This is a genomic window from Stenotrophomonas sp. YJH_SMC_64 (genome assembly GCF_059371375.1).
In genome coordinates this window covers 74,761-98,572 of record NZ_JCAFUN010000006.1, presented here as the reverse complement: position 1 = coordinate 98,572, position 23,812 = coordinate 74,761, and the positions used below count along the sequence as shown (strand labels likewise).

16 protein-coding genes are annotated in these 23,812 nt (G+C 67.1%); 8 read left to right on the top strand and 8 right to left on the bottom strand.

Annotated features, from left to right (window positions below; all coding sequences use genetic code 11):
* Positions 1-228: 228 nt before the first annotated feature.
* Together AC5P9L_RS07890 and AC5P9L_RS07885 are read right to left on the bottom strand one after the other, a co-directional pair.
* Positions 229-2,520: an NADP-dependent malic enzyme gene (locus tag AC5P9L_RS07890; RefSeq protein ID WP_005410971.1), complete on the bottom strand. Its 2,292-nt coding sequence runs from the start codon at positions 2,518-2,520 to the stop codon at positions 229-231.
* Between the two features lie 230 nt (positions 2,521-2,750).
* Complete coding sequence (locus AC5P9L_RS07885; RefSeq protein ID WP_005410972.1) at positions 2,751-4,094, bottom strand: dicarboxylate/amino acid:cation symporter; 1,344 nt, start codon at positions 4,092-4,094, stop codon at positions 2,751-2,753.
* A gap of 332 nt (positions 4,095-4,426) precedes the next feature.
* Here AC5P9L_RS07885 and AC5P9L_RS07880 point away from each other — a divergent pair, with 332 nt between their 5' ends.
* Positions 4,427-5,596, top strand: coding sequence for an OprO/OprP family phosphate-selective porin (locus AC5P9L_RS07880; RefSeq protein WP_005414426.1), 1,170 nt, complete (start codon positions 4,427-4,429; stop codon positions 5,594-5,596).
* Between the two features lie 66 nt (positions 5,597-5,662).
* Positions 5,663-8,305, top strand: coding sequence for a hybrid sensor histidine kinase/response regulator (locus tag AC5P9L_RS07875; RefSeq protein ID WP_227415422.1), 2,643 nt, complete (start codon positions 5,663-5,665; stop codon positions 8,303-8,305).
* Between the two features lie 558 nt (positions 8,306-8,863).
* Here the strand turns inward: AC5P9L_RS07875 and AC5P9L_RS07870 are convergent.
* The 4 genes from AC5P9L_RS07870 to AC5P9L_RS07855 are packed head-to-tail and all read right to left on the bottom strand — an operon-like array spanning position 8,864 to position 12,668.
* Positions 8,864-9,514 (bottom strand): response regulator, encoded by a 651-nt coding sequence (locus AC5P9L_RS07870; protein ID WP_005414428.1) that lies wholly within the window; start codon positions 9,512-9,514, stop codon positions 8,864-8,866.
* A gap of 28 nt (positions 9,515-9,542) precedes the next feature.
* On the bottom strand, positions 9,543-10,598 hold the full coding sequence (locus tag AC5P9L_RS07865) for an ABC transporter substrate-binding protein (protein WP_227415423.1): 1,056 nt from the start codon (positions 10,596-10,598) through the stop codon (positions 9,543-9,545).
* Complete coding sequence (locus AC5P9L_RS07860) at positions 10,595-11,986, bottom strand: sensor histidine kinase (RefSeq protein ID WP_099523995.1); 1,392 nt, start codon at positions 11,984-11,986, stop codon at positions 10,595-10,597. Before AC5P9L_RS07860 ends, AC5P9L_RS07865 begins: the two co-directional genes overlap by 4 nt.
* Positions 11,979-12,668: a response regulator transcription factor gene (locus tag AC5P9L_RS07855; RefSeq protein WP_019662067.1), complete on the bottom strand. Its 690-nt coding sequence runs from the start codon at positions 12,666-12,668 to the stop codon at positions 11,979-11,981. The genes AC5P9L_RS07860 and AC5P9L_RS07855 overlap by 8 nt, the downstream gene beginning before the upstream one ends.
* A 242-nt stretch (positions 12,669-12,910) precedes the next feature.
* Here AC5P9L_RS07855 and AC5P9L_RS07850 point away from each other — a divergent pair, with 242 nt between their 5' ends.
* From AC5P9L_RS07850 to AC5P9L_RS07830, 5 genes are all read left to right on the top strand, one after another.
* Positions 12,911-14,050 carry an OprO/OprP family phosphate-selective porin gene (locus AC5P9L_RS07850; protein WP_227415438.1) on the top strand — a complete coding sequence of 380 codons (1,140 nt, stop codon included), beginning with the start codon at positions 12,911-12,913 and terminating at the stop codon, positions 14,048-14,050.
* A gap of 74 nt (positions 14,051-14,124) precedes the next feature.
* Entirely contained in the window at positions 14,125-15,453 is a 1,329-nt protein-coding gene (locus AC5P9L_RS07845) for a CitMHS family transporter (RefSeq protein ID WP_012481220.1), read from the top strand.
* Positions 15,454-15,477: 24 nt separating this feature from the next.
* Positions 15,478-16,218: an acetoacetyl-CoA reductase gene (phbB, locus tag AC5P9L_RS07840; RefSeq protein ID WP_005414435.1), complete on the top strand. Its 741-nt coding sequence runs from the start codon at positions 15,478-15,480 to the stop codon at positions 16,216-16,218.
* A 209-nt stretch (positions 16,219-16,427) separates the two neighbouring features.
* The gene (locus AC5P9L_RS07835) at positions 16,428-16,952 is read left to right on the top strand and encodes a hypothetical protein (protein WP_062605671.1); all 525 of its coding nucleotides are present in this window, start codon (positions 16,428-16,430) and stop codon (positions 16,950-16,952) included.
* A 160-nt stretch (positions 16,953-17,112) separates the two neighbouring features.
* Positions 17,113-19,410, top strand: a complete 2,298-nt coding sequence (locus tag AC5P9L_RS07830) for a TonB-dependent receptor (protein WP_062605669.1) — start codon at positions 17,113-17,115, stop codon at positions 19,408-19,410.
* A 439-nt stretch (positions 19,411-19,849) separates the two neighbouring features.
* Here the strand turns inward: AC5P9L_RS07830 and AC5P9L_RS07825 are convergent, their stop codons facing one another.
* Entirely contained in the window at positions 19,850-21,103 is a 1,254-nt protein-coding gene (locus AC5P9L_RS07825; RefSeq protein WP_024956039.1) for a flavohemoglobin expression-modulating QEGLA motif protein, read from the bottom strand.
* Between the two features lie 209 nt (positions 21,104-21,312).
* Complete coding sequence (rsgA, locus tag AC5P9L_RS07820) at positions 21,313-22,422, bottom strand: ribosome small subunit-dependent GTPase A (RefSeq protein ID WP_227415439.1); 1,110 nt, start codon at positions 22,420-22,422, stop codon at positions 21,313-21,315.
* 114 nt (positions 22,423-22,536) lie between these two features.
* Here rsgA and AC5P9L_RS07815 point away from each other — a divergent pair, with 114 nt between their 5' ends.
* Positions 22,537-23,811, top strand: a complete 1,275-nt coding sequence (locus tag AC5P9L_RS07815; RefSeq protein ID WP_227415424.1) for a pyridoxal phosphate-dependent aminotransferase — start codon at positions 22,537-22,539, stop codon at positions 23,809-23,811.
* The last annotated feature ends 1 nt before the right edge of the window (position 23,812 follow it).

The window sequence follows — 23,812 nt, the reverse complement described above, 5'->3', positions numbered from 1 at the left end:
TCGGGACCGGCATCGGGACCGGCATCGGGACCGGCATCGGGACCGGCATCGGGACCGGCATCGGGACCGGTAGAGTCGACTGTTAGTCGACTATCGCGCGAAGCGCGGGATTTTCGGCGTCCGAATCAAGAGCAGTCGACTAACAGTCGACTCTACCCGTTTCCGCTTTGCGGAAACAGAAACGCGCCCCGTGGGGCGCGTTTCTGCAGCTGTCGCTGAAAAGAAGGCTTACGCCTTCTTTTCAGCTTCCAGCTGCTTGCGGATCTGCGCATCGACCGCCGCGATCGCGGTCATGTTCAGGATCCGGCGCGAAGTGGCGCTGGTGGTCAGGATGTGCACCGGCTTGTTCACGCCCATCAGGATCGGACCGATCGCCACGCCGTCGGTGAACACACGCACCAGGTTGTAGGCGATGTTGGCCGCTTCCAGGTTCGGCAGCACGAACAGGTTGGCGCGGCCCTGCAGGGTCGAGCCCGGCAGCAGCTTCTGGCGCAGCGCTTCATCCCACGCGGTGTCGCCCTGCATTTCACCGTCCACGTTCAGACGCGGGTTGCGCTTGAGCAGCAGCTCGCGCACCTGGCGCATCTTCAGCGCGTCCTTGGAATCGTGGCTGCCGAAGTTGGAGTGCGACAGCAGCGCCACCTTCGGCTCGATGCCGAACAGCTTCATGCGGTAGGCCGCCTGCAGGGTCGCTTCGCACAGCTGCTCGGCGGTCGGGTCTTCCTGCACGTGGGTATCGACGAAGAAGAACACGCCCTGCTGGTTGATCACGCCGGTCATCGCAGAGGTCGAGGTGACCTTCGGCTCCAGCGGCAGCACGCTGCGCACGTAGCCCAGCTTCTTGTGGAAGCGCCCGACGATGCCGGTCAGCATCGCATCGGCTTCGCCACGGGCCACCATCACCGCCGCGATCAGGGTCGGGCGCGAACGCATCAGGTTCTTCGCCGCGGCCACGGTCACGCCACGACGGCCGGTCAGGCCGTGGTAGTACTGCCAGTATTCGTTGAAGCGCGGGTCGTCGTTGATGTTGGTGACTTCAACGTTCTCGCCGATCTTCAGGCGCAGGCCGAGGCGCTCGATGCGCGATTCGATCACTTCCGGGCGGCCGATCAGGATCGGGTGTGCCAGGCCGTCGTCGACCACGTTCTGCACCGCCTGCAGCACCACTTCCTCTTCGCCTTCGGCGTACACCACGCGCTGCTTGTCGCTGCGCGCGCGGTCGTAGACCGGCTTCATCATCAGGCTGGTGCGGTAGACGAACTGGGCCAGCTTGTCACGGTAGGCGCCCATGTCCTCGATCGGGCGCGAGGCCACGCCCGAGTCCATCGCGGCCTGGGCCACGGCGGCCGACAACTCCACCAGCAGGCGGCGGTCGAACGGGCGCGGGATCAGGTATTCACGGCCGAAGCTCGGCGTCTCGCCACCGTAGGCCGAGCCCATGTCGGTGGCGGCACGACGGGCCAGCGCGGCGATGGCACGCACGCAGGCGATCTTCATTTCCTCGTTGATCGCGGTGGCGCCCACGTCCAGCGCACCGCGGAACAGGTACGGGAAGCACAGCACGTTGTTGACCTGGTTCGGGTAGTCCGAACGGCCGGTGCCGATGATCGCGTCAGGACGCGCGGCGCGCGCCACCTCCGGCATGATCTCCGGGGTCGGGTTGGCCAGCGCGAAGATCACCGGGTCCGGCGCCATGGTCTTGACCATGTCGGCAGTCAGGATGCCCGGTGCCGACAGGCCCAGGAAGATGTCCGCGCCGTCGACGATCTCGGCCAGGGTGCGCTTGTCGGTGTCGCGCGCATAGCGCTGCTTTTCCGGATCCAGGTCGGTACGACCGGTGTGGATCACGCCCTCGCGGTCGAAGGCCAGGATGTTTTCCGGCTTCAGGCCCAGCTGCACCAGCATGTTCACGCAGGAAATGCCGGCCGCGCCCATGCCCGTGGTCGCCAGCTTCACGTCCTCGATCTTCTTGCCGGTGATCGCCATGGCGTTGAGCACGGCCGCACCGACGATGATCGCCGTGCCGTGCTGGTCGTCATGGAACACCGGAATCTTCATGCGCTCGCGCAGCTTGCGCTCGACCACGAAGCACTCCGGCGCCTTGATGTCTTCCAGGTTGATGCCGCCGAAGGTCGGCTCCAGCGAGGCGATGATGTCGACCAGCTTGTCCGGGTCGGTTTCATCCACTTCGATGTCGAACACATCGATGCCGGCGAACTTCTGGAACAGCACGCCCTTGCCTTCCATCACCGGCTTGCCGGCCAGCGCGCCGATGTTGCCCAGGCCCAGCACCGCGGTGCCATTGGAGATCACCGCCACCAGGTTGCCGCGGGCGGTCAGCTCGCTGGCCTGCTGCGGGTCGGCCTTGATCGCTTCACAGGCGTACGCCACGCCCGGCGAATACGCCAGCGACAGGTCGCGCTGGGTCAGCATGGGCTTGGTAGCGGAAACCTTGATCTTTCCCGGCGGGGACATCCGGTGGTAATCGAGGGCGGCCTGTTTGAAATCTTCGTTGGACATCGATGTGGGTTACATGAATGGGCAGAAGGGACAGGGGATGATACCCCCGTTGGAGCGTCTGGACCTGTCGCTATCCTGTCGCAGGCATGCTGCGACTGCACAATTCCGTGCCGTATGCGACGGTACCGGGATGCCAGCATCGGCGCCCCCGATGACAGCCATGGGACGCCCTGAAACGCCGCGGGGCCGTACCACTGTCGTGATCGGCCCCGCGGTACCACACACCTGGGTCAGCCCTTGGCCGGCAGCGCCTCGGGCAGTGCGTCCACCGGCGGCGGCAGCTCGCTTTCGCGGCCATCCAGCGCCAGCTGCAGGCGGTTGCGGTCCAGCGCGCCTTCCCAGCGCGAAACCACCACGGTGGCCACCGCATTGCCGATGAAGTTGGTCAGCGAGCGGCATTCGCTCATGAAACGGTCCACGCCCAGGATCAGCGCCATGCCGGCCACCGGTACCTCCGGCACCACGGCAAGGGTGGCGGCCAGGGTGATGAAGCCGGCACCGGTGACGCCGGCCGCACCCTTGGAGCTGAGCATGGCAACCAGCAGCAGGGCGATCTGGTGGCCCAGGGTCAGTTCGGTGTTGGTGGCCTGGGCAATGAACAGTGCCGCCAGGGTCATGTAGATGTTGGTGCCGTCCAGGTTGAACGAGTAGCCGGTCGGGACCACCAGGCCCACCACCGACTTGCTGCAACCGGCGCGTTCCATCTTCTCCATCAGCGACGGCAGCGCCGACTCCGACGAGGAAGTGCCCAGCACCAGCAGCAGCTCGGCCTTCAGGTAGCGCGCCAGCTTGAACACCGAGAAGCCGCACAGTCGGCAGACCACACCGAGGATCACCGCCACGAACAGGAACGCGGTGAGGTAGAACGAGCCCACCAGCCACGCCAGGTTGACCAGCGAACCGACGCCGTATTTGCCGATGGTGAAGGCGATCGCGCCGAAGGCACCGATCGGGGCGGCCTTCATCAGGATGTGCACCAGCTTGAACACAGGGGCGACCAGCGCCTCCAGGAAGTTCAGGATCGGCTTGCCCTTCTCGCCCACCGAGGCCAGCGCGATGCCGAACAGCACCGCGATGAACAGCACCTGCAGGATGTTGCCGTCGACGAAGGCGCTCACCAGCGTCTTCGGAATGATGTCCATCAGGAAACCGACCAGGGTCAGGTCGTGCGACTTCTCGACGTAGCTGTGCACCGCGGTCTGGTCCAGCTCGGCCGGGTTGATGTTCATGCCGGCGCCGGGCTGCACCACGTGCGCCACGATCATGCCCACGATCAGTGCCAGCGTGGAGAAGAACAGGAAGTACGCCATCGCCTTGGCGAACACCCGGCCCACCGTGCGCAGGTGGGTCATGCTGGCGATGCCGGTGACGATGGTGAGGAAGATCACCGGCGCGATGATCATCTTCACCAGGTTGATGAAGGCATCGCCGAGCGGCTTCATCTTCTCGCCGATCAGCGGTTCGTAGTGGCCGAGGATGGCGCCCAGGACGATCGCCACGATCACCTGGAAATACAGCTGGCGATAGATCGGCAACGGCTTTGCAGGCGCCGGGGCTGCGGTCGGGATGTGCATGGCGGACTCCGGAAGGGGCGTTTTCAGGCACGTACGGCCCCGGGACAGCACGGGAACCGTTACCGTGGAAACTGATCGCAGGCCCTGTGCTGCATGCGCAGGAGGTGCGACCAATGGACGCCTTTGTACGCGCCGGGCACGCCGGCGCAGATAACCTATTGGTACTAGCCCCCCGGTTCAGGTGGCGGCGATGCCTACACTGGCGCCGCACCGCCCGATCCTGGGGAGGCCGGTGGCCCGTGCTGAACGGCCGGGCGCGTCATTGCGAAAGTTTCGGCCCCTGCGGCCGTTGTTGTCCTGTCCACACGCAATCTGAGAGAGCCGCACCCAACATGCGCCCGATTCCCACCTTGCTGGCCCTGTCGCTGGCCGCGCTTCCCGCCTTCGCTTCGGCTGCCGATTTCGACAACTGGCCGACCAAGTACGCCTTCGGCGACGGCACCGAGTTGGCCGCTACCGCCAACATCGCCTACGACTACAACGATTTCTCCTCGGGCAGCGGCCTGGAGGACGACGACGCCGTGCGCCGCAAGGAGTTCGGTGCGACGCTGAAGAAGAAGGGCGTCTACGACGCGATGGTCTACTACGACTTCCAGTCCGATACCTGGCTGGACGTGTTCGTGCGCTTCGAGAGCAAGGCCTTCTTCGGTCGCGACATCGGTCGCTTCCGCTTCGGCTATATGAAGACCCCGGTCGGCCTGGATGCGAACACCTCTTCGCGCGCCGGCAGCTTCCTGGAAACCGCGCTGCCCGTGCAGGCCTTCTACGAAGGCCGCCGCACCGGCGTGGAATGGGTGCTGGAGCGTCCGCAGTACCTGCTGCAGGCCGGCGCCTATGGCGGCAAGGACCTGCAGGGTGACAACCCCGGCACCACCCAGGCAGTACGTGCGGTGTGGACCCCGGTGAAGGCGCCGGGTGACGTGATCCACCTGGGCCTGGCCTACTCGCAGGAAAATCCGCGCGGTTACAGCGATGGCCGTGACGTGCACCACGAGGCCAGCGCGCGCCTTCGCGCACGCCCGGAAGCCGGCCTGACCGACATCCGCTACGTCGATTCCGGCGCCCTGGTCACCGCCGACCAGATCCGCCGCACCGGCCTGGAAGGCATCTGGATCCGCGGCCCGTTCTCGCTGCAGGCCGAAGCCCTGCGCGCTACGGTCACCCGCCATGACGGCAAGCCCGACTACACCGGCAGCGGCCAGTACGCGATGGCCAGCTGGGTGCTGACCGGCGAGTCGCGCCCGTACAACGCAGGTGCCGTGGCCAACATCAAGCCGGCGCACGACTACGGCGCGGTGGAACTGGTGGCCCGTTACAGCCGCATGGACCTGGACGATGGCAGCATCCTTGGTGGCCGCCAGCACGACCTGACCCTGGGCGCGAACTGGTACCTGACCAGCCACTTCAAGTTCCAGGCCAACTACGTGAAGGTCGACGCCAGCCGTCGTGGTGTGCACAGCACGCCGGAGATCTTCGAGCTGCGCGCGCAGATGCACTTCTGACCCCTTCCACGTCAGATCCCGGCGGGCGTGCACGTCACGCCCGCCGGCCCTGCGTAGACTGCCGCCATGTACTGGCTCAGCCGCCACCGGATGCTGTTGCTGACCATCCTGGTGATGGTCGGAGGCACCGTGCTTTGTGCGGTCGCCGCCGGCCACTACGCCTGGCGGCGCGCCCTCGGCGAGGAAAGCAGCCAGGTGCAACGCCAGCTGCAGCTGTACGGCCAGGGCCTGCAGCAGCGCATCGACCGCTTCGGCACGTTGCCGCAGGTACTGGCGCTGGATCCGGATCTGCTGCACGCCCTGCGTGTGCCGCCCTCGCCCACCGAACAGCAGCGGCTGAACCTCAAGCTGCAACGCGCCAATGAAGTCACCCGTGCCTCGACCCTGACCCTGGTCGGCCACGACGGGGTGGCAGTGGCGGCCAGCAACTGGGACCAGCCGACCAGCAACGTCGGCGAGAACTACAGCTACCGCCCCTACTACCGGCAGGCACTGGCGCAGGGCCGCGGCCGCTTCTACGGCATCGGCATGACCACCGGCGTACCCGGCTACTACCTGTCGCAGGCCATCGAGGAAGACGGCAAGCGGCTCGGCGTGGTGGTGATCAAGGTCGAGCTGTCGGCGCTGGAACAGGAATGGTTGAGCAGCCCGGACGTGGTGCTGGCCAGCGACGACCATGACGTGGTGTTCCTGGCCAACCGTGACAGCTGGCGCTACCGCCTGCTGCGCCCGCTGGGCGCCGATGAGCGCCGCGAAATGCTGGACGCCCGCCAATACGCCGACCGCGCGTTGCAGCCATTGCGCGCGCGTACTGAAGACGTGCTTGCCGATGGTGGCCGCATGGTGCGCCTGCTCGATCCCGCACTGCCGCAGCTGATGCTGTGGCAAAGCCTGCCGCTGCCCGCCGAAGGCTGGAACCTGCATCTGCTGCACGACGCCAGCGCCGCCACCGCCGCCGGTCGCGCAGCCGCCCTCACCGGAGGTGCCGCGTGGCTGGCGCTGGGCTTCCTGGTGCTGTTCGTGCAGCAGCGCCGACGCCTGGCCAAGCATCGCCTGCGCAGCCGCCGCGAACTGGAAACCCTGCTCAAGCAGCACGCACAGGAACTGCGCACCGCACAGGATGGCCTGCTGCAGGCGGCCACCGACGCCGACAGCGGACTCAGCCGCAGCCTCGAACACCTGCCGCAGGGCGTGGTGGTGATCGACCGCGAACTGCGCCTGGTCGCGTGGAACTCGCGCTACCTGGAACTGTTCCGTTTCCCACAGGACCTGGTTCGCGTCGGCCGGCCGATCGAGGAACTGTTCCGCTTCAACGCACGCCGTGGCCTGCTCGGTCCGGGCCCGGTCGATGAAGCAATCGAGCGTCGCCTGAACCACCTGCGCAGCGGCCGCCCGCACATGCGCGAGAGCGAGAAGGACGACGGCACGGTGCTGGAGATCCGTGGCAATCCGCTGCCTGACGGCGGCTTCGTCACCAGCTATGCCGACATCACCAGCTACAAGAACGCCGCGCGCGAACTGCGCTCGCTGGCCGATGCGCTGGAACACCGCATCGCCGAGCGCACCCATGATCTGGAAGAAGCCCGCCGCGAAGCCGAGCAGGCCAACCGCTACAAGACCCGTTTCGTTGCCTCGGCCGTGCACGACCTGCTGCAGCCCCTCAACGCGGCGCGCATGTTCGTCTCGGTGCTGCGCGGCAAGCTGAGTGACCCGGCGCAGCAACAGACCAGCGACCACATCGATGCTGCATTGGCCGCGCAGGATGCGATCCTCAACAGCCTGCTGGATATCGCGCGCCTGGAATCGGGCAGCCTGCCCACGCGCGTACAGGCGTTCCGGCTCGGGCCTTTGCTGCAGACGCTGGCACGCGAGTTCGGCATCGCCGCGCAGTCGCGTGGGCTGGTGGTCGACTGGGTCGATACCGCTGCGGTGGTGGTCAGCGATGAAGCGCTGCTGCGCCGCATCCTGCAGAACTTCCTGTCCAACGCACTGCGCTACAGCGAACGTGGCCGCGTGCTGCTCGGCTGCCGTCGCCGCGAAGGCCTGCTGTGGATCGAAGTTCACGACCAGGGCCCCGGCATTCCCGATGCGCTGCAGGGCGAGATCTTCGAGGAGTTCCGCCGCCTGCACGACGGCCAGCAGCGCGGCGCCGGCCTTGGCCTGGCGATCGTCGACCGCATCGGTCGGCTGCTCGGCCACCCGATCCGCCTGCGCTCGCAGCTGGGCCAGGGCAGCGTGTTCGCGGTGGGCGTGCCGTTCGGCGAAGCCAGCGCGATTCCCGCTACTGCTCCTGTGCCGGTGCTGGTGCAGGAACCGGCCGCGGACAATCCGCTGCGCGGTCGCCGGGTGTGGGTGATCGACGACGATCCGCACGTCTGCGCCGCCAGCCGCGCGCTGCTGGAGCGCTGGGGCTGCGAGGTGGCGCTGGCCGACGGCCCGCAGGCGGCGCTGCAGCTGGCGGCAACAGGCGCGGTGCCGGAGCTGGTGCTGCTGGATGTGCGCATGGGCGATCACCACGGGCCGGTGCTGTACGAGACGCTGGCCGAGTTGTGGCAGGCCCGTCCGCCGGTGGTGCTGGTCACCGCCGAGCGCGATGCGGGATTGCGTGAGATGGCCGGCGAGCGCGGTTGGGGAATGATGGCCAAGCCGGTGAAGCCGCCGGCGCTGCGGGCGTTGATGAGCCAGTTGTTGATCCGGCATCGCGGGTAGTTTCCAGCCAATGGCGCAGCCCCTCGTGGGTGGTCGCACAAAGCAGTTCATCGGTGGGACCGGGCAGATGGGCTGCACAGGGGCCGCTGCAAGTACGTCCCTGTAAGCTCGGTCGCCGCATCCATGCGGCTCACGCCCCTGTGCAGCCCATCTGCCCGGCCACGGACACGTTCCGTGCGCGTCCACCCTCGGAGAAGAAAAAAGATCAAAAGCGGGTCGCGCGCTGCGCTTGCTCGTGTAGAGCCGAGCCCATGCTCGGCCTCACGGACGGGCCGGAAAGCAGCCGAGCGTGGGCTCGGCTCTACGAAAAATGGCCTGCCAGGCTGCCTTTGCTTTTGATCTTCTTTTCTCTTCCGTGGGTGACAGGCCACCGAAATCTGTCAGAGGCCGGTCGGGTTGGGTGCGCGGGGGTGTCAGCCGCATGGATGCGGCTGCCAAGCCTCCAGGGACGGATTCACGGCGTCCCCCGCGCACCCAACTCGACCGGCCCGCTCGCAGCTTCTGCTTTCAGCGACCAACCCAAACCCACCCACGAGGGGCTGCGCCGTTGGCTGGAAACTACAACCCGATGCCGGCGTCGCCCTCGGGCTCCAGCGCCTTCACCAGCACCGCTGCCTGTGTGCGGCTGTGGCATTCGAGCTTCTTCAGGATCGCAGTGACATGTACCTTCACCGTGTTCTCGGCCAACCCCAGCGTATAGGCGATCTGCTTGTTGAGCAGGCCATCGGCCAGGCACAGCAGCACGCGGAACTGCTGCGGGGTCAGCTGGGCCAGGCGGCTGGCCAGCAGTGCATCGGCCTCCGAACGCTCGGCGGCCATCGCCGGGAACCACAGGCCACCATCGAGCACCGCCTGCACCGCCTCGCCGATGGTCTCGGCCGGGGCGGACTTCGGGATGAAGCCAGCGGCGCCAAACTGCTGAGCACGACGGATCACCCGCGGGTGGTCGTTGGACGAGAGGATCACCACCGGAATGTCCGGATGCGAGCCGCGCACGTGCAGCAGCGCGGAAAAACCGTGCGCGCCGGGCATGGTCAGGTCCAGCAGCACCAGGTCCACATCCGGGTGGGCATCCAGCGCTTCGGCCAATGCCTCGGCGCTGGCGACCTCGCGCACCTGCGCCAGCGGCAGGCTCTGCCGCAACGACTGCACCACCGCCGAACGCAGCAGCGGGTGGTCATCGGCGATCAGGATGGTGTATTCGCTCATGCCGCCATTGTACGGGCAGGCCGGAGCCTCAGCGCCCCGCCGGCTCCACGCTGCTGCGCCAGGCATCCAGGAACTGGCGGCGCTTGAGCGCGTCCAGGTACACCAGCAGGCCTGGGCCGAGCTGGATCGGGCGGCGGCTGCGGCCGGGCGCATCGTCGCCACGTGCGTTGCCGGTCACGATCGGCATCAGGCGTGCCTCGCGCGACAGCACCTGCTGGCCACGCGGTGACAACAGGTAGTCGAGGAAGCGCCGGGCTTCTTCCGAGTGTGGGCCGGTACGTGGAATCACCGCGGTACGCAGCACCACCAGCGTGTAGTCCTCGGGCTCCACGATCGCCAGCGGCGCACCCGCGTCGATGCGCGCCTGCGCGTAGGAGCCGAGCACGTTGTAGACCAGCGACAGCTGTCCGCTGGCGACCTTGTCCAGCAGCACGCCGGTGCGCTCCTCGCGCACCACGTCGTTGTCGCCCAGCGCGCCCAGCAACGCGCCGGCGATGCTGCCACGCTGCGCATCCTGCGTAGACAACAGGTAGCCGACACTGCTGCGCTCGATGTCATAGGTACCAACCCTGCCGCGCAGCGGTGCTCCCTCCGCGCGCAACCGGTCCAGCAGTTGCCGACGCGTGTGCGGCACCTTCGCAGCCGGCAGTGCGCGGGTGTTGTAGACCATCACCACCGGCTCGTAGCTGATGCCGAACGCCTCGTTGCGCCACTGCGCCCAGGCAGGCAGCGCGGCGGTCTGCGCCGAACGGTGTGGCAGCGCGTGGCCGTCGTTGACCAGCTTGGTCTGCAGGTCCATGCCGCTGGAGATCAGCAGGTCCGGCGATGCCGGTCCGCCGCGGTCGTGCAGGTACCGCGCGTACAGGTCCTGGGTGATGATGTCCTCGTACACCACCTCAGTGCCGGGGTGCAGCCGCTGGTAGTCGGCAATCACTACCGCGAACACTTCGATGTCGGTGGTGCCGTGGATGCGCAGCTGCGCAGTGGCCTTTGCCTGGGCCGGGAAGCGGCGCACGTCGCCCGGTGCTGCAAGCACCGGCAGGGCCAGCAGCAAGGCAACAGCAGCAGCAAACAGGCGGATCATGGACTGCTCCGGGGCAGGCGGATGGTGGCGACCAGCCCACCCTGTGGGCGATTGCTGAGGTCGATGCGACCGCCATGGCTGTCGACCACGCGCTTGACGATGGCCAGGCCCAGCCCGGCGCCGCCGGACGGCGCGCCTTCGCCACGGGCGAAGCGCTCGAACACGCGTTCGGCATCGGCGGCGGCAATGCCGGCACCGTGGTCGGCGATGGTCAGCACGGCCTGCCCGCCTTCCACGGTCAACGCGATCTGCAACGGGCCGTCACCGCCGTACTTGAGGGCGTTGTCGACCAGGTTCTTGATCGCCTCGCGCAGCAGCAGTGCATCACCATGCACCTGCACCGGCTCGGCAGTCATCGCCAGCTGCACGCGCGGTGCCGGTCCGGCCTGCGGCAGCGCCTCATGCAGGGCCTGGTGCACGGTCTCGGCCAGGTCCACCGCCGCAAAGCGCTGCAGATGCGAGCGATGGATCACACTGGCATCGCTGAGCAGCTGGTTCAGCAACCGGCTCATGTGGGTGGCATTGCGTTCGATCGCCTGCAGGCTGCGCCGCATGTCCTCGGGGTCGTCGTCATCCAGCGCCAGCTGTGCCTGCGCGCGCAGGGCAGCCAACGGCGTACGCATCTGGTGCGCGGCCTCGGCCATGAACGCGCGCAAGGTCTCGTTGCTGCTGGATAGTCGTTCCATGAAGCGGTTCAACGCCGCCACCATCTGGTCCATCTCGCGCGGCACGCGCGCATCCAGCGGCTTCAGATCGGACGGCTCGCGGCGCGACAGCTCGCGTTCCACCCGCACCAATGGCCGGAACGCGCGATGCACGCCAAAGGCCACCAGCGCCAGCAGCAGCCCGGACAGCACACCGATCGCCAGCAATGCACGGTTGACCATGTCCTGCGCGACCGCTTCGCGCGCACGCCGGGTCTGGCCGACCTGCACCTGTACTTCCCCCTGCGCCGAGGCGGCGGCGAAACTGCGGCCGACCACCACGAAGCGCACGGTCTCGCCGCTGTACGCCGCATCAAACAGCTGCGGTTGCGTGCCGGGCCGTCGCGGCGGCGCCGGCAGGTCGCCGTAGCCGGTGATCAGGTTGCCGCGGCTGTCGGCGACCCGATAGAACACGCGGTCTTCCGGGGCCATCGCCAGCAGGTCCAGCGCGGCATAGGGCAGATCGACCTGCCACTGGCCATCGACCAGGGCCACCGAATCGGCGATGGACAGTGCCGAGGACACCAGCAGATGGTCGTAGGAACGGTTGGCGGCGCGCTGGCCATAGCCGCGCGCGGCAAACAGCAGGGCCACCGCGAACACCGCCAGCAACGCGCCGAGGTAGACCAGCAGCGTGCGCCGCAGCGAGCCCGGTGCGGCATTCGCGGTACGCGCGTCAGCCATCGGCGTCGGCGCTGCCGTCACTGGCTTCCAGCAGGTAGCCAACGCCGCGCACCGTGGTGATGCGCAGCGGTGCGCCTGCCAGCTTCTTTCTCAGGCGACCGACATACAGCTCGATGGCATTCGGGCCGGCTTCGTCGTCGAAGCCGAACAGGCCGTTGCCGATTTCGTCCTTGCCGACTACCTGGCCGAGGCGGCCGACCAGGATCTCCAGCAGCCGGTACTCGCGGTTGGGCAGTTCGATCGGTTCACCGTCGAGACTGACCCGGTGCGCCGCGTTGTCGAACTGGAAGCCGCCGATCTGCACCACTTCGCTGGCCTGGCCTCGTGCACGACGCAGCAGCACGCGGCAGCGCGCTTCGAATTCGCGGAAATCGAACGGCTTGCCCAGGTAGTCGTCGGCGCCGACATCCAGCGCCTGCACGCGGTCTTCGATGCCATCGCGTGCGGTCAGCATCAGCACCGGCGTGCTGTCGCCACGCTCGCGCATGCCGGCCAGCACGCGCAGGCCATCGAGCTTGGGCAGGCCGATGTCCAGCACCACCAGGTCGAAGCTCTGGTAGCGCAGCACGCTGGCGGCGGCCAGGCCATCGGCCTGCCAGTCCACGGCGTGCCCACTGCGGCGCATGCGGCGGATGATCGCATCGGCCAGATCCGGGTTGTCTTCGACCAGCAGCAGGCGCATGGGCACGAGGGTGGGAGGGGAAACGAATGCTACCGCATGCCGCTGCCGCGCTCGCCGGGCCCTGCCAGGAAGCAGCAGCGAGCCGCTTTACGCTGCACCGCACAATCCGTTGACAGGACGATGACAGCTTGCCCGACCCAGACTGCGGCCGCGCACCGTCCGGTGCCCACGATTGCCGCGCGCCTGGCGCGCACCTGGGAGGGTTTGTGGAATTCACGTTTGCCTGGCGGCGTCCTGCCGCCATGATGGCGCTGGCTGTCCTGTCGGCGCCGGGCTTCGCTGCCGAAGACGACCGTCCGGTCACCGCCACCCTGGGGGGCCGCCTGCATCTGGACTTCGCCACCTTCGACAACGACAACCGCGGCACCCCGAACAAGGACGACACCGAAATCCGCCGCGCGTGGGTTGACGTATCCGGCAAGTTCTTCGTGGTCGACTACAAGCTGGAGGCCGATTTCTCCGGCGACCGCGTCGAGGCCAAGGACGTGTACCTGGCGCGCAGCTTCGGCAAGGCCGGCAAGCTGACCGTGGGCCAGTTCAAGCAGTACTTCTCGCTGGATGACCGCACCAGCTCCAACTACGGCAGCTTCCTGGAACGTGGCAACGCCGGCACCACGTTGGCGCCGCTGTACCGCCTGGGTGCGTCCTGGCAGGCCAACCCCGGTGACTTCACCTGGGCGGCCAGCCTCTACAGCCTGGAGAGCATCGACGCCTGGCAGGTGAAGGGTCGCGCCGCCGGTGGCCGCGTCACCTGGGCACCCTCGCCCAGCGATGGCGACGTGCTGCACCTGGGCCTGTCGCTGGCCCGCGAGGCCTACGACAACCCCGGCGCCAACGGCGTGCCCGGCCTGCGCATCCGCCCGCGCCCGGCCGGCCATCTGTCCGACAACAGTCGCCTGACCCTGGTCGACTTCTCCGCCGGCCGCGATACCGACGTCAACAAGTGGTCGCTGGAATACGCGCAGGTGCGCGGCCCGCTGTCGTGGCAGGGCGAGTTCAGTGGCGCCACCTTCGACGACGGCGCGCAGCGCGGCGATGTAATGGCGGCCTACGGCATGCTCAGCTGGTTCGTCACCGGCGAAAGTCGTGCCTACGACCGCAAGACCGGTCGATTCGCGCGGGTGAAGGACATCCGGCACAAGGCCGGTGCCTTCGAAGTGGCGCTGCGCTACGACCAGATGTGGGGCGCGCAGCATCTCGACGGTGCGCCGGACCTGCGTCGCGGTAGTACCGAAGCCTGGACGCTGGGTGGCAACTGGTACCTGCGCGACAACCTGCGCTTCATGCTCAACGTGATCGAAAGCCGCAACCGTGATCGCCTGGCCGGGGTGACGGTGGACCGCACGCGCGCGGTCACCGGCCGCCTGCAGTACGACTTCTAGGCCCGACATTCCGGGCATTCCGCCCGGGCCCCTTCCACTCCCCACGTCCTGTTTTCGCAAGGAGTCCGCAGATGATGCTGAGCATCCTCGGCTTTGGCATGGTCATTACGTTCATGTACTTGATCATGAGCAAACGCCTGTCGCCGCTCGTCGCCCTGATCACCATTCCCATCCTGTTCGCGCTGATCGGTGGCTTCGGTGCCGGCATCGACGAGATGATGCTGGAGGGCATCAAGAAGATCGCGCCGACCGGCGTGATGCTGATGTTCGCCATCCTCTACTTCGGGGTGATGATCGACGCGGGCCTGTTCGATCCGCTGGTGCGGGTGATCCTGCGCTTCGTCAAGGGCGACCCGATGAAGATCGTGCTTGGCACCGCGGTGCTGGCGATGCTGATCTCGCTCGATGGCGATGGCTCGACCACCTACATGATCACCGTCTCGGCGATGCTGCCGCTGTACCAGCGGTTGGGCATGAACGCGCTGAACATGACGTGCGTGACCATCCTCGCCGGCGGCGTGATGAACCTGACCCCGTGGGGCGGCCCGACCGCACGCGCGGCCACCGCGCTGCACGTGGACCCGGCCGACGTGTTCGTGCCGCTGATCCCGTCGATGGTGATCGCCTGTGCCGGCGTGCTGCTGCTGGCCTGGTACCTGGGCCTGAAGGAACGCCGTCGCCTCGGCGTGGTGACCCTGCCCAAGGGCGGCAGCTGGATGGACAACAGCGTGTCCGATGACAGCAACCCGCTGCCGACCGTGGAAGACGCCGAAGACATCAAGCGCCCGAAGCTGCTGTGGGTGAACCTGGCGCTGACCGTGGCACTGATGACCGCGCTGATCATCGGCGTGCTGCCGATGCCAGTGCTGTTCATGGTCGGCTTCGCCATCGCCCTGGTGATCAACTATCCGAACCTGGCCGAGCAGCGCCGCCGCGTGGTCAACCATGCCGGCAACGTGCTGTCGGTGGTGTCGCTGATCTTCGCCGCAGGCATCTTCACCGGCATCCTCAACAACACCGGCATGGTCGAAGCGATGTCGCACAGCTTCCTGGCGGTGATTCCGGAATCGTGGGGCCCGTACCTGGCGGTGATCACGGCGGTGGCGTCGATGCCGTTCACCTTCTTCATGTCCAACGACGCGTTCTACTTCGGCGTGCTGCCGATCCTGTCCGAGGCCGCTGGCAACTACGGCATCACCCCGGTGGAAATGGCGCGCGCCTCGCTGGCCGGCCAGCCGGTGCACCTGCTCAGCCCGCTGGTGCCGTCCACCTACCTGCTGGTGGGCCTGGCCAAGGTCGAATTCGCCGACCACCAGAAGTTCACCCTGAAGTGGGCCATCGCCATCTCGATGCTGCTGATGGTCGGCAGCCTGCTGTTCGGCCTGTATCCCCTCGCCGCCTGACCCTTTGCCAAGGAGCCTTCTGCAATGACGCTTCGAATCGCTTACGTCACCAGTGGAATGGGCAGTGTCGGCACTGCCATCTGCCAGAGCCTGGCCCGCAGCGGCCACACCGTGGTTGCCGGCTGCGCGCCGAACTCGCCGCGCAAGGCCAACTGGCTGCGCGAGCAGCGCGAACAGGGATTCGACTTCATCGCCTCCGAAGGCAACGCGACGGACTGGGCCTCGACCAGCGCGGCGTTCGCCAAGGTCCGCGCCGAAGTCGGCGAGGTGGATGTACTGGTCAACAATTCCGGCGGCAGCCGCGACCTGCTGTTCCGGCAGATGACGGTGGAGGACTGGAACGCGGTGATCGCGTCCAACCTCAACGCGCTGTTCAACCTGACCAAGCAGGTGGTGGACGGCATGGCCACGCGGGGCTGGGGCCGCATCATCAACATCGGTTCGGTCAGTGCCCACAAGGGACAGATCGGCCAGGTGAACTACGCCACCGCCAAGGCCGCGATGCATGGCTTCAGCCGTGCGCTGGCTGCCGAAGTTGCGTCGCGCGGGGTCACCGTCAACACGCTGTCGCCGGGCTACATCGCCAGCCAGGCGATCAGCAGCTTCCCGCCGGATGTGCTGGACCGGCTGGCCGCCTCGGTACCAGTGCGCCGCCTGGGCCGCCCCGAGGAAGTGGCCGGCCTGTGCGCGTGGCTGGCGTCGGATGAAGCCTCGTATGTGACCGGTGCCGACTACGCGGTCAACGGTGGTCTGTACATGGGTTGAGCCCGTCTCCACGCAAGGCGTGGACCTCCTCCCCCACGGAGTGCGCGGGGCCGGTGAACCTTCGCTTGCGAGGGGGATGCGGCCCCTTTTTTTGCTTCTGCATATTCGGGACGCATTGCCCGATACATCGGCAGAACCGGTGCTATACCTGCCAACGCTCGCTGAGCCCGATGGACGAACGGCCGGAATCGCGGATCAAGGAGGTAGGCATGCGTGCATTGCTGATTGCGCTTCTTGTGGTCGCCAGCTCACCACTGGCGGCCACGCCACCCGCTGCCACTGCGGAAGAGGCGGGTGCAACCTGGCGGCTCGTGGAGCGCTGGTCCTTGCAGCTGTCACGCTCTGACCTTGTCGCGCAGCTATCACCCCTGGCTCCGGCCGGCTCGCGTTCGGAAGCAAGAATGGGCCGGGGCGACAGCGCCACCATCGATCTGGCGCCATTCGTGGTCGCTGGGAGGATCAAGGGGCCCTCTGGCCAGATCTACACCGACGCGTCCGGGCGAATCATCAAAGGCATTACGCTGCGGCTGAGCGGCGCCTGCATCTCGCGAAAGCAGATGGGTCGTCGCTACCCCGACTTCAATGTCCTTTCCGTGCCGTCAGGGCATAGCCTGGACGAGTCGACGGTGTTCGGCACAGTAGTGAACGGCATCCAGATCGGGTTCTCATTCTCCGAACATGACCGCGACTGCATGGACCAGCTCAAATTGAGCTGGCCTGGGGAGCGCTTCTGATTCCCACCGGCCTACCACCATGACGAACATGTTGCAGGACACGCACCACTGCCCTGCACCGTTCGTTGGTTTTCCGTAAAGAAGGTTTCATGTTCCGTTCGCATAGTGGCCATGCACCGCGCACGCGTGCCGGTGACCACCCCCAATGCAACGGACCACCATGCAGACCCGACACCTGACGATCGCCGTGGCGATCGCGCTCTCCGCCGCCACCAGCGCCCATGCCGCCACCGCCGCCGATACCGGCGCCAGCACCGATGCCGCGCTGAGCGCGCAGACGCTGGATACCGTCTCCGTGATCGGCCAGGGCGAGACCCGCCAGGTGCAGCGCATCACCACCGTCGACAAGCAGGTGCTGCCGCCGGGCACCAGCGGCCAGAAGATCCTCGACCGCCTGCCGGGCGTGTCGGTGCAGTCCAACGACGCCTTCGGTGCCAACGAGGAATCGCAGACCATCAGCCTGCGTGGCTTCGACAAGAGCCGCCTCGGCTACACGCTGGACGGTATCCCGCTGGGCGACAACAGCTACGGCAACTACAACGGCCTGAGCATCGCCCGCGCGATCATCGCCGAGAACCTGGCCGGTGCCGAGCTGTCGCAGGGCATCGGTTCGCTGGGCGTGGCCTCGACCAGCAACCTGGGCGGCACCATCCAGTACTTCTCGATGGACCCGTCCACCGAATTCGGTGGCCGCGCCAGCGTCACCGTCGGCGACAACAGCCAGCGCCGTGGCTACCTGCGCGTGGATACCGGTGACATCAACGGCTTCTCGGCCTATGTGTCCGGCGTGCACCAGGACCAGGACATGTGGGCCGCGCCCTACCAGAACCAGACCACCCGCCAGTTCAACGCCAAGGCAGTGTGGAATGTCGGCGACCACCGTTTCGGGGCGTTCGTGGCCACCTCGCGCGCCAGCCAGGCCAACTACGCCTACCTGTCCAAGGACATGCTGGCGCGTGGCCTGGGCTGGGATTGGAACATCTACGCGCCGGACTGGGATCGCGCCGTGGCCGCTGCGTACTGCGCGCCGGGCACCTACAACAAGGCGCGCTGCAAGTTCAGCGGCGGCGTCAACAGCATCGACGATGCCTACTACCAGAGCCGCGCATTGCGCGACGACAATCTCTATTCGGTCGATGCCGACCTTCGCCTGGGCGAGCAGGGCCGCCTGAAGCTGCTGGCCTATCACCACGACAACCGTGGTCAGGGCCACTGGTGGGCACCGGGCCAGCCATCCTACCCGGGCACCGACAGGATGCTGCCGATCTCGATCCGCAGCACCAACTACACGATCAACCGCGATGGCCTGACCGCCGCATTGTCGTGGACGGTGGGCATCCACGAACTGGAAGCCGGCCTGTGGTACGAGCAGAACGACCACAACGTCTCGCGCAACTTCTACTACATCAGTGGCCCGTTCCTGGACGACCTGTACCTGAAGAACCCGGACCGCCTGCTGTTCAACCAGGACTTCGACATCCGCACGCGCCAGTTCTACGTGCAGGACCGCATGCGCTTCCTGGACCAGCGCCTGACCGTGGACGTGGGCATCAAGAGCCCGAACACCCGCATGCGTGCCAACGCCCAGCCGGGCGTGGAAACCAGCATCGCCTCGGGCACGCTGACCGCTAAGGAGTCGGTGCTGCCGCAGGTGGGCCTGGGCTTCAAGCTCAACGCCAACAACGAGCTGTTCGCCTCCTACGCCGAGAACATCGCCGCCTTCGTCGGCGGTGGCAGCGGCGGCCCGCTGCAGGTGTCGCCGGAATCGTTCGCGGCCAGCGCCGGCCTGGAGCCGGAGAAGTCCAAGAGCCTGGAAGCCGGCTTCCGTACCTTCGGCGAGAAGTACCAGGCATCGATCGCGGGTTACAACGTGAAGTTCGACAACCGCCTGCTGTCGCTGAACCCGTGCTCGAGCATCGAAGTCGGCACGCGTCCGGAGTGCGTGACGCGCTTCATCAACGTCGGTTCGGTGAAGAGCTACGGCGCGGAACTGACCTTCATCCTCAAGCCGATCGACGGCCTGCAGTGGTACAACGCGCTGTCCTGGAACAAGACCACCTACGAGGATGACTACACCTCTGGCGGCGCCATCGTTCCGGTGGCCGGCAAGATCACGGTGGATACGCCGCAGCGCATGGCCTCCAGTGAGATCAGCTGGAACCGCGATGGCTTCTTCGCCAGCCTGCGTGCCAAGTACACCGGCAAGCGCTACTACACCTACACCAACGACCAGTCGGTGCCGGGCGTGACCACCTTCGACGCCGGTGCGGGCTACGACTTCGGCCCCGGCCTGGGCCTGCGCAACGTGCGGGTGTCGTTGAATGCGACCAACCTGACCAACAAGCGCTATGCCGGCCAGCTGAGTTCGTTCGCACCGACTGATCCGAAGGGCACGCGTTATGCGATCCATGCGAGCGCACCGCGGCAGTTGTTCATGACGGTGGCGGCGGAGTTCTAAGTCGAAAGCGTTGCCCCGCGGCGTCTTGATTATCGTCGCGGGGCAGGGCCGGATGGGCCGGCGCAGGACACGCCGTAAACCCATCCATGGGGGCTCGATGGCGCCATCCATGGCGCCAACGGTCCTGCGCCGGCCCATCCGACCCTGCTCGACGGTTTCCCGCGCCACGGTGCGGAAGGCAAAGAAGAGCAAAAAGCAAAGAGCCGGGCATTGCCCGGCTCTTTGCTTTTCAAGCGCAATCCCTTCGGCGCGGTGATGTGCTGCCGCCCGCGCGGGAAACTGTCTGGCGGCGGTGGGGCACCCTGGCCAGGACCGTGAGGCGCATGGATGCGCCGATCGAGCCCCCATGGATGGGTTTACGGCGTGTCCTGGCCAGGGTGCCCCACCGCCGCCCAGCGACATCAATCGAGCCGCCAGCGCATCATCCCGCCAACGCATTTCATTCCGGCGCCAGCTGGTCCATCCGTATCCGGTTGGCAAACAGCGAGAACGCCAGCATCCCGGCCAGGCCATTCGCCCGGCTCACCCAGTGCGGCAGCCAGCGCGGAGGCTTCAGCACCCCCGCCTCGAACAACGGCGCGAACGCGATCGCATCGGTCAGGCTCATCTTGCCGGCGAACAACCAGCGACAGACCTGCAGGCGGTCCTCGGCCAGCATGTGGCGGAAGAAGGTGTGCACCGACACCAGGCCGCGCAGGTACACCGTGTCCTTGGTGAAGGCCAGGCCGCCACTCGGCGGCACGCCGCGGAACACGCGCTGTGCCGAGGCGAAGCTCTCCTCCGCGTTCTGTCCGGCGTCGCAGAAATAGCGGAACACTTCGATGAAATCGGCGCCTTCGCGTGCCATCGCAATCGCTTCGGTACGCAGGCTGATGCGCTTCAGGCGCTCGATGTCGATGCTGCCAGTGATCTGCTCGGCGAACGTGGCCAGGCCTTCCTGTGTCGCGGTCACCCGCGGCGAAGACAATGCCAGGCTCGGCAGCACCGGCTGTTCGCGGCCATTCAATGCGGTCAGCGAATGCACCAGCGCTTCGTGGTGGAACAGCTGCGCGCGGTCGTAGGCACTGAAGCGCGCACTGGTGCGCAGGCGGATGCGGGTCGGGCCGGCAGCTGCTTTGGACACCAGTTCCGGGTCGAGCTGTACCTGGATGATGCGCGATTCGAAGAAGGCATCCAGGTCGTTCTGCAGCTGCAGCTGCAGGGCGATGGCCGACACTGGCACCTGCTCTTCCGGCGCCAGCAGTTCGTGGTCCAGTTCGGCGGCAATCTGGATGAAGTGGCGCGCTGCTTCGCGCGTGCTCGGGCCATTGCCCGGCAGCGGCTGCTCGGGTGCGCCGAACAGCTGCACCGAACAGGTATCGACCGCCGCGGTGCCCAGCCCTTCCAGCAGCTGCGCGGCCAGGTCCCAGCTCTGCGCCGACTGTCGCACGTAGTGGCCCAGTGGGTGGCTGTCGTCGCAGTCGGCGGCGATCGCGGCCAGCGCGCGACGTTCTTCGCTGAAGTCCAGCCGTGGGTAATCCACCTTCGGCAGCACCGGCTGACCACGTGCCACGCTGTCCAGGAACGGTGCCTGCACCGTTGCCGGCCAACTGGTCAGGCCCAGCAGGCGGATGCCTCCCACGGCCTCGACCAGGCGCGCATCGAGCGCTGCATGGTGGGCCACGTCACGGTCCAGCGTCGCAGTCGGTTCCATGCGCGGACTATAGCGCCCTGCCCTTGCTTTGGTAGGTGCCAACGTTGGTTGGCATCCGCCGACGGCGGGCTTCGGACACACCCGTGCCAGCCAGGGTTGGCACCTGTCAGGAGCGGGCAGTTGGCATCCGCCCGAAGCAGACAGAGGCGGGTTCATTGCAGGGGTCAGCGCCCATTGCGGTGCAATGGGATCCGCCCCCGCGGTACCGATCAGCGCCTACGCGGCTTGCCGGCCGGGCGGAACTGCTGGCCCTTGCCCTTCTTGCCGCCACGCTCCTGCGCGGTCTCGGCCTGGCGGACCGCCAGCTTGGCGGCGGCGGCGGCCACTTCTTCCTTCAGCTTGAAGTAGTTGAGCAGCCGGCTCTCTTCGATCTCACCTGCTTCGATCGCTGCGCGTACGGCACAGCCCGGTTCCTGCTGGTGCTTGCAGTCGTTGAAACGGCACTGTGCGGCCAGGGCTTCGATATCGGCGAAGCCGCCTTCGGACAGCGTCTCTTCACCGGTCGGCTTCAGCTCGCGCATGCCGGGGGTGTCGATCAGGCAGGCGCCGGTCGGCAGCGGCATCAGCGCGCGGTGCGTGGTGGTGTGGCGTCCACGTGAATCGTTGGCGCGCACCGCGTTGGTCTTCATCCGCTGCTCGCCGAGCAGGGTGTTGGTCAGCGTGGATTTGCCGGCACCGGACGAGCCCACCAGCACCACCGTGCGGCCCGGGCCCAGCCACGGTTGCAGCACCGCCACGCTGTCGGCATCCAGGCCATTGATCGCATGCAGGGCGATACCCTGCATCTCCAGCTCTTCCAGCACCGCCAGCGCGTCTTCGCTGTACTCGGTCTGGTCGGCCTTGGTCAGCACCACCACCGGTTCGGCACCACCACCGCCGACCAGCAGCAGGTAGCGTTCGATGCGCCTCGGATTGAAGTCGGCATCCAGGCCGCAGACGATGAACACCGTATCGATGTTGGCCGCGATCACCTGCTGGTGGTAATGCTCGCCGGCAGCACCACGCTTGATCGCGGTACGACGCGGCAGCAGGGCGACGATGCGGATGCCATCGAGCAGCACCCAGTCACCCACCGCCGGCCGTTCATGGCTGGGGAAGCGCGGGCGCTGCCATTCCGGCAGCGACTCGGCCTTGATCGACGCATCCGGGCCATTGGCCACCACGTAGTGGGTGCGGTGCTGTTCGATCACCCGTGCCGGGCGGGCCTGCGGATGTGCGGCCATCGCGGCCTGCCAGTCGGCCTGCTGCGCCGGGCCCGGCCAGGGCCAGCCAATGGTCTGCAGGGCGATGAAATCGGGGGTCTGGGTCATCGCCGCCATTCTACCTGTGCCGGCGCCCTGCCAGCCCAGCAATGACGGGCCCGGCGCCCTTGCCATGCATTGCAGCAATTCCGGTAGGATGGAAGCCCCATGCCTTTTGACGGCCCAGCTCCCATGTCCACCAACTCGCCCAAGCCCCTGGCCATCCGCGAGCGCCTTTCCGAAGTGCGCTACGAAATCCGCGGAGAACTGGCGCGGCGAGCCCGGGAGCTGGAGGCGCAGGGCCGCAAGCTGATCAAGCTCAACATCGGCAATCCGGGCGCTTTCGGCTTCCGCGCGCCGGAGCACCTGCAGCGTGCGATCGCTGACGACATGGGCCGCACCGACCCGTACACGCACCAGCAGGGCCTGCCGGTGGCGCGCGAAGCCATCGCCAGCTACTACGCCCGTCGTGGCGCGCCCGATGCGCACCCTGACCGTGTCTTCCTCGGCAATGGCGTCAGCGAGCTGATCGACCTGTCGCTGCGTGCGCTGCTCAACCCGGGCGATGAAGTGCTGGTGCCCTCGCCCGACTACCCGCTGTGGTCGGCCTCGACCATCCTCAACGATGGCCGTCCGGTGTACTACCGCTGCGCACCGGAGAACGGCTTCCAGCCGGACCCGAGCGAGATCGAGACGCTGGTGTCCTCGCGCACCCGCGCCATCGTGCTGATCAATCCGAACAACCCCAGCGGCGCCAGCTACCCGCGCGAACTGCTGGAGCGCGTGGTCGAGATCGCACGCCGCCACAACCTGTTGCTGCTGGTCGACGAGATCTACGACCAGATCCTGTACGACGACGCGGTGTTCCAGCCGGTCGCGCCGCTGGCCGGCGACCATCCGTGCCTGACCTTCAGCGGCCTGAGCAAGGTGCACCGCGCCTGCGGCTGGCGCGTGGGCTGGGCCCACCTCAGCGGCGACAATGCGCGCCTGGGCGACTTCCGCGCTGCGCTGGACCTGCTCGGCGCGCTGCGCCTGTGCGCCAACGTGCCAGGCCAGTACGCCATCGAAGCTGCGGTGAACGGCCCGGACACCATCTCCGAGCTGTGCACGCCAGGCGGCCGCCTGTATGAAACCCGCCGCGCGGTGATCGAGGCCTGCGAAGCCAGCGAGCACCTGTCGCTGGTCGCGCCGGCCGGCGCGCTGTACGCGTTCCCGGCCGTGGTCGGCGCCGCTGCGAAGGGCTTCGACGACCACAACTTCGCGCTGGACCTGATGAACAACGAAGGCGTGCTGGTGGTGCCGGGCTCGAGCTTCAACGTGCCGTACCGCCACCATTTCCGCGTGACCCTGATGCCGGAGGCCTCGGTGATGCGCGATGTGTTCGCCCGCATCGACCGTGTGCTGGCGCGCCGCGCCGAGGATGCGACCAAGGTCGTGCCGCTGAAGCCTCGCCGCTCGGTGGCCTGAG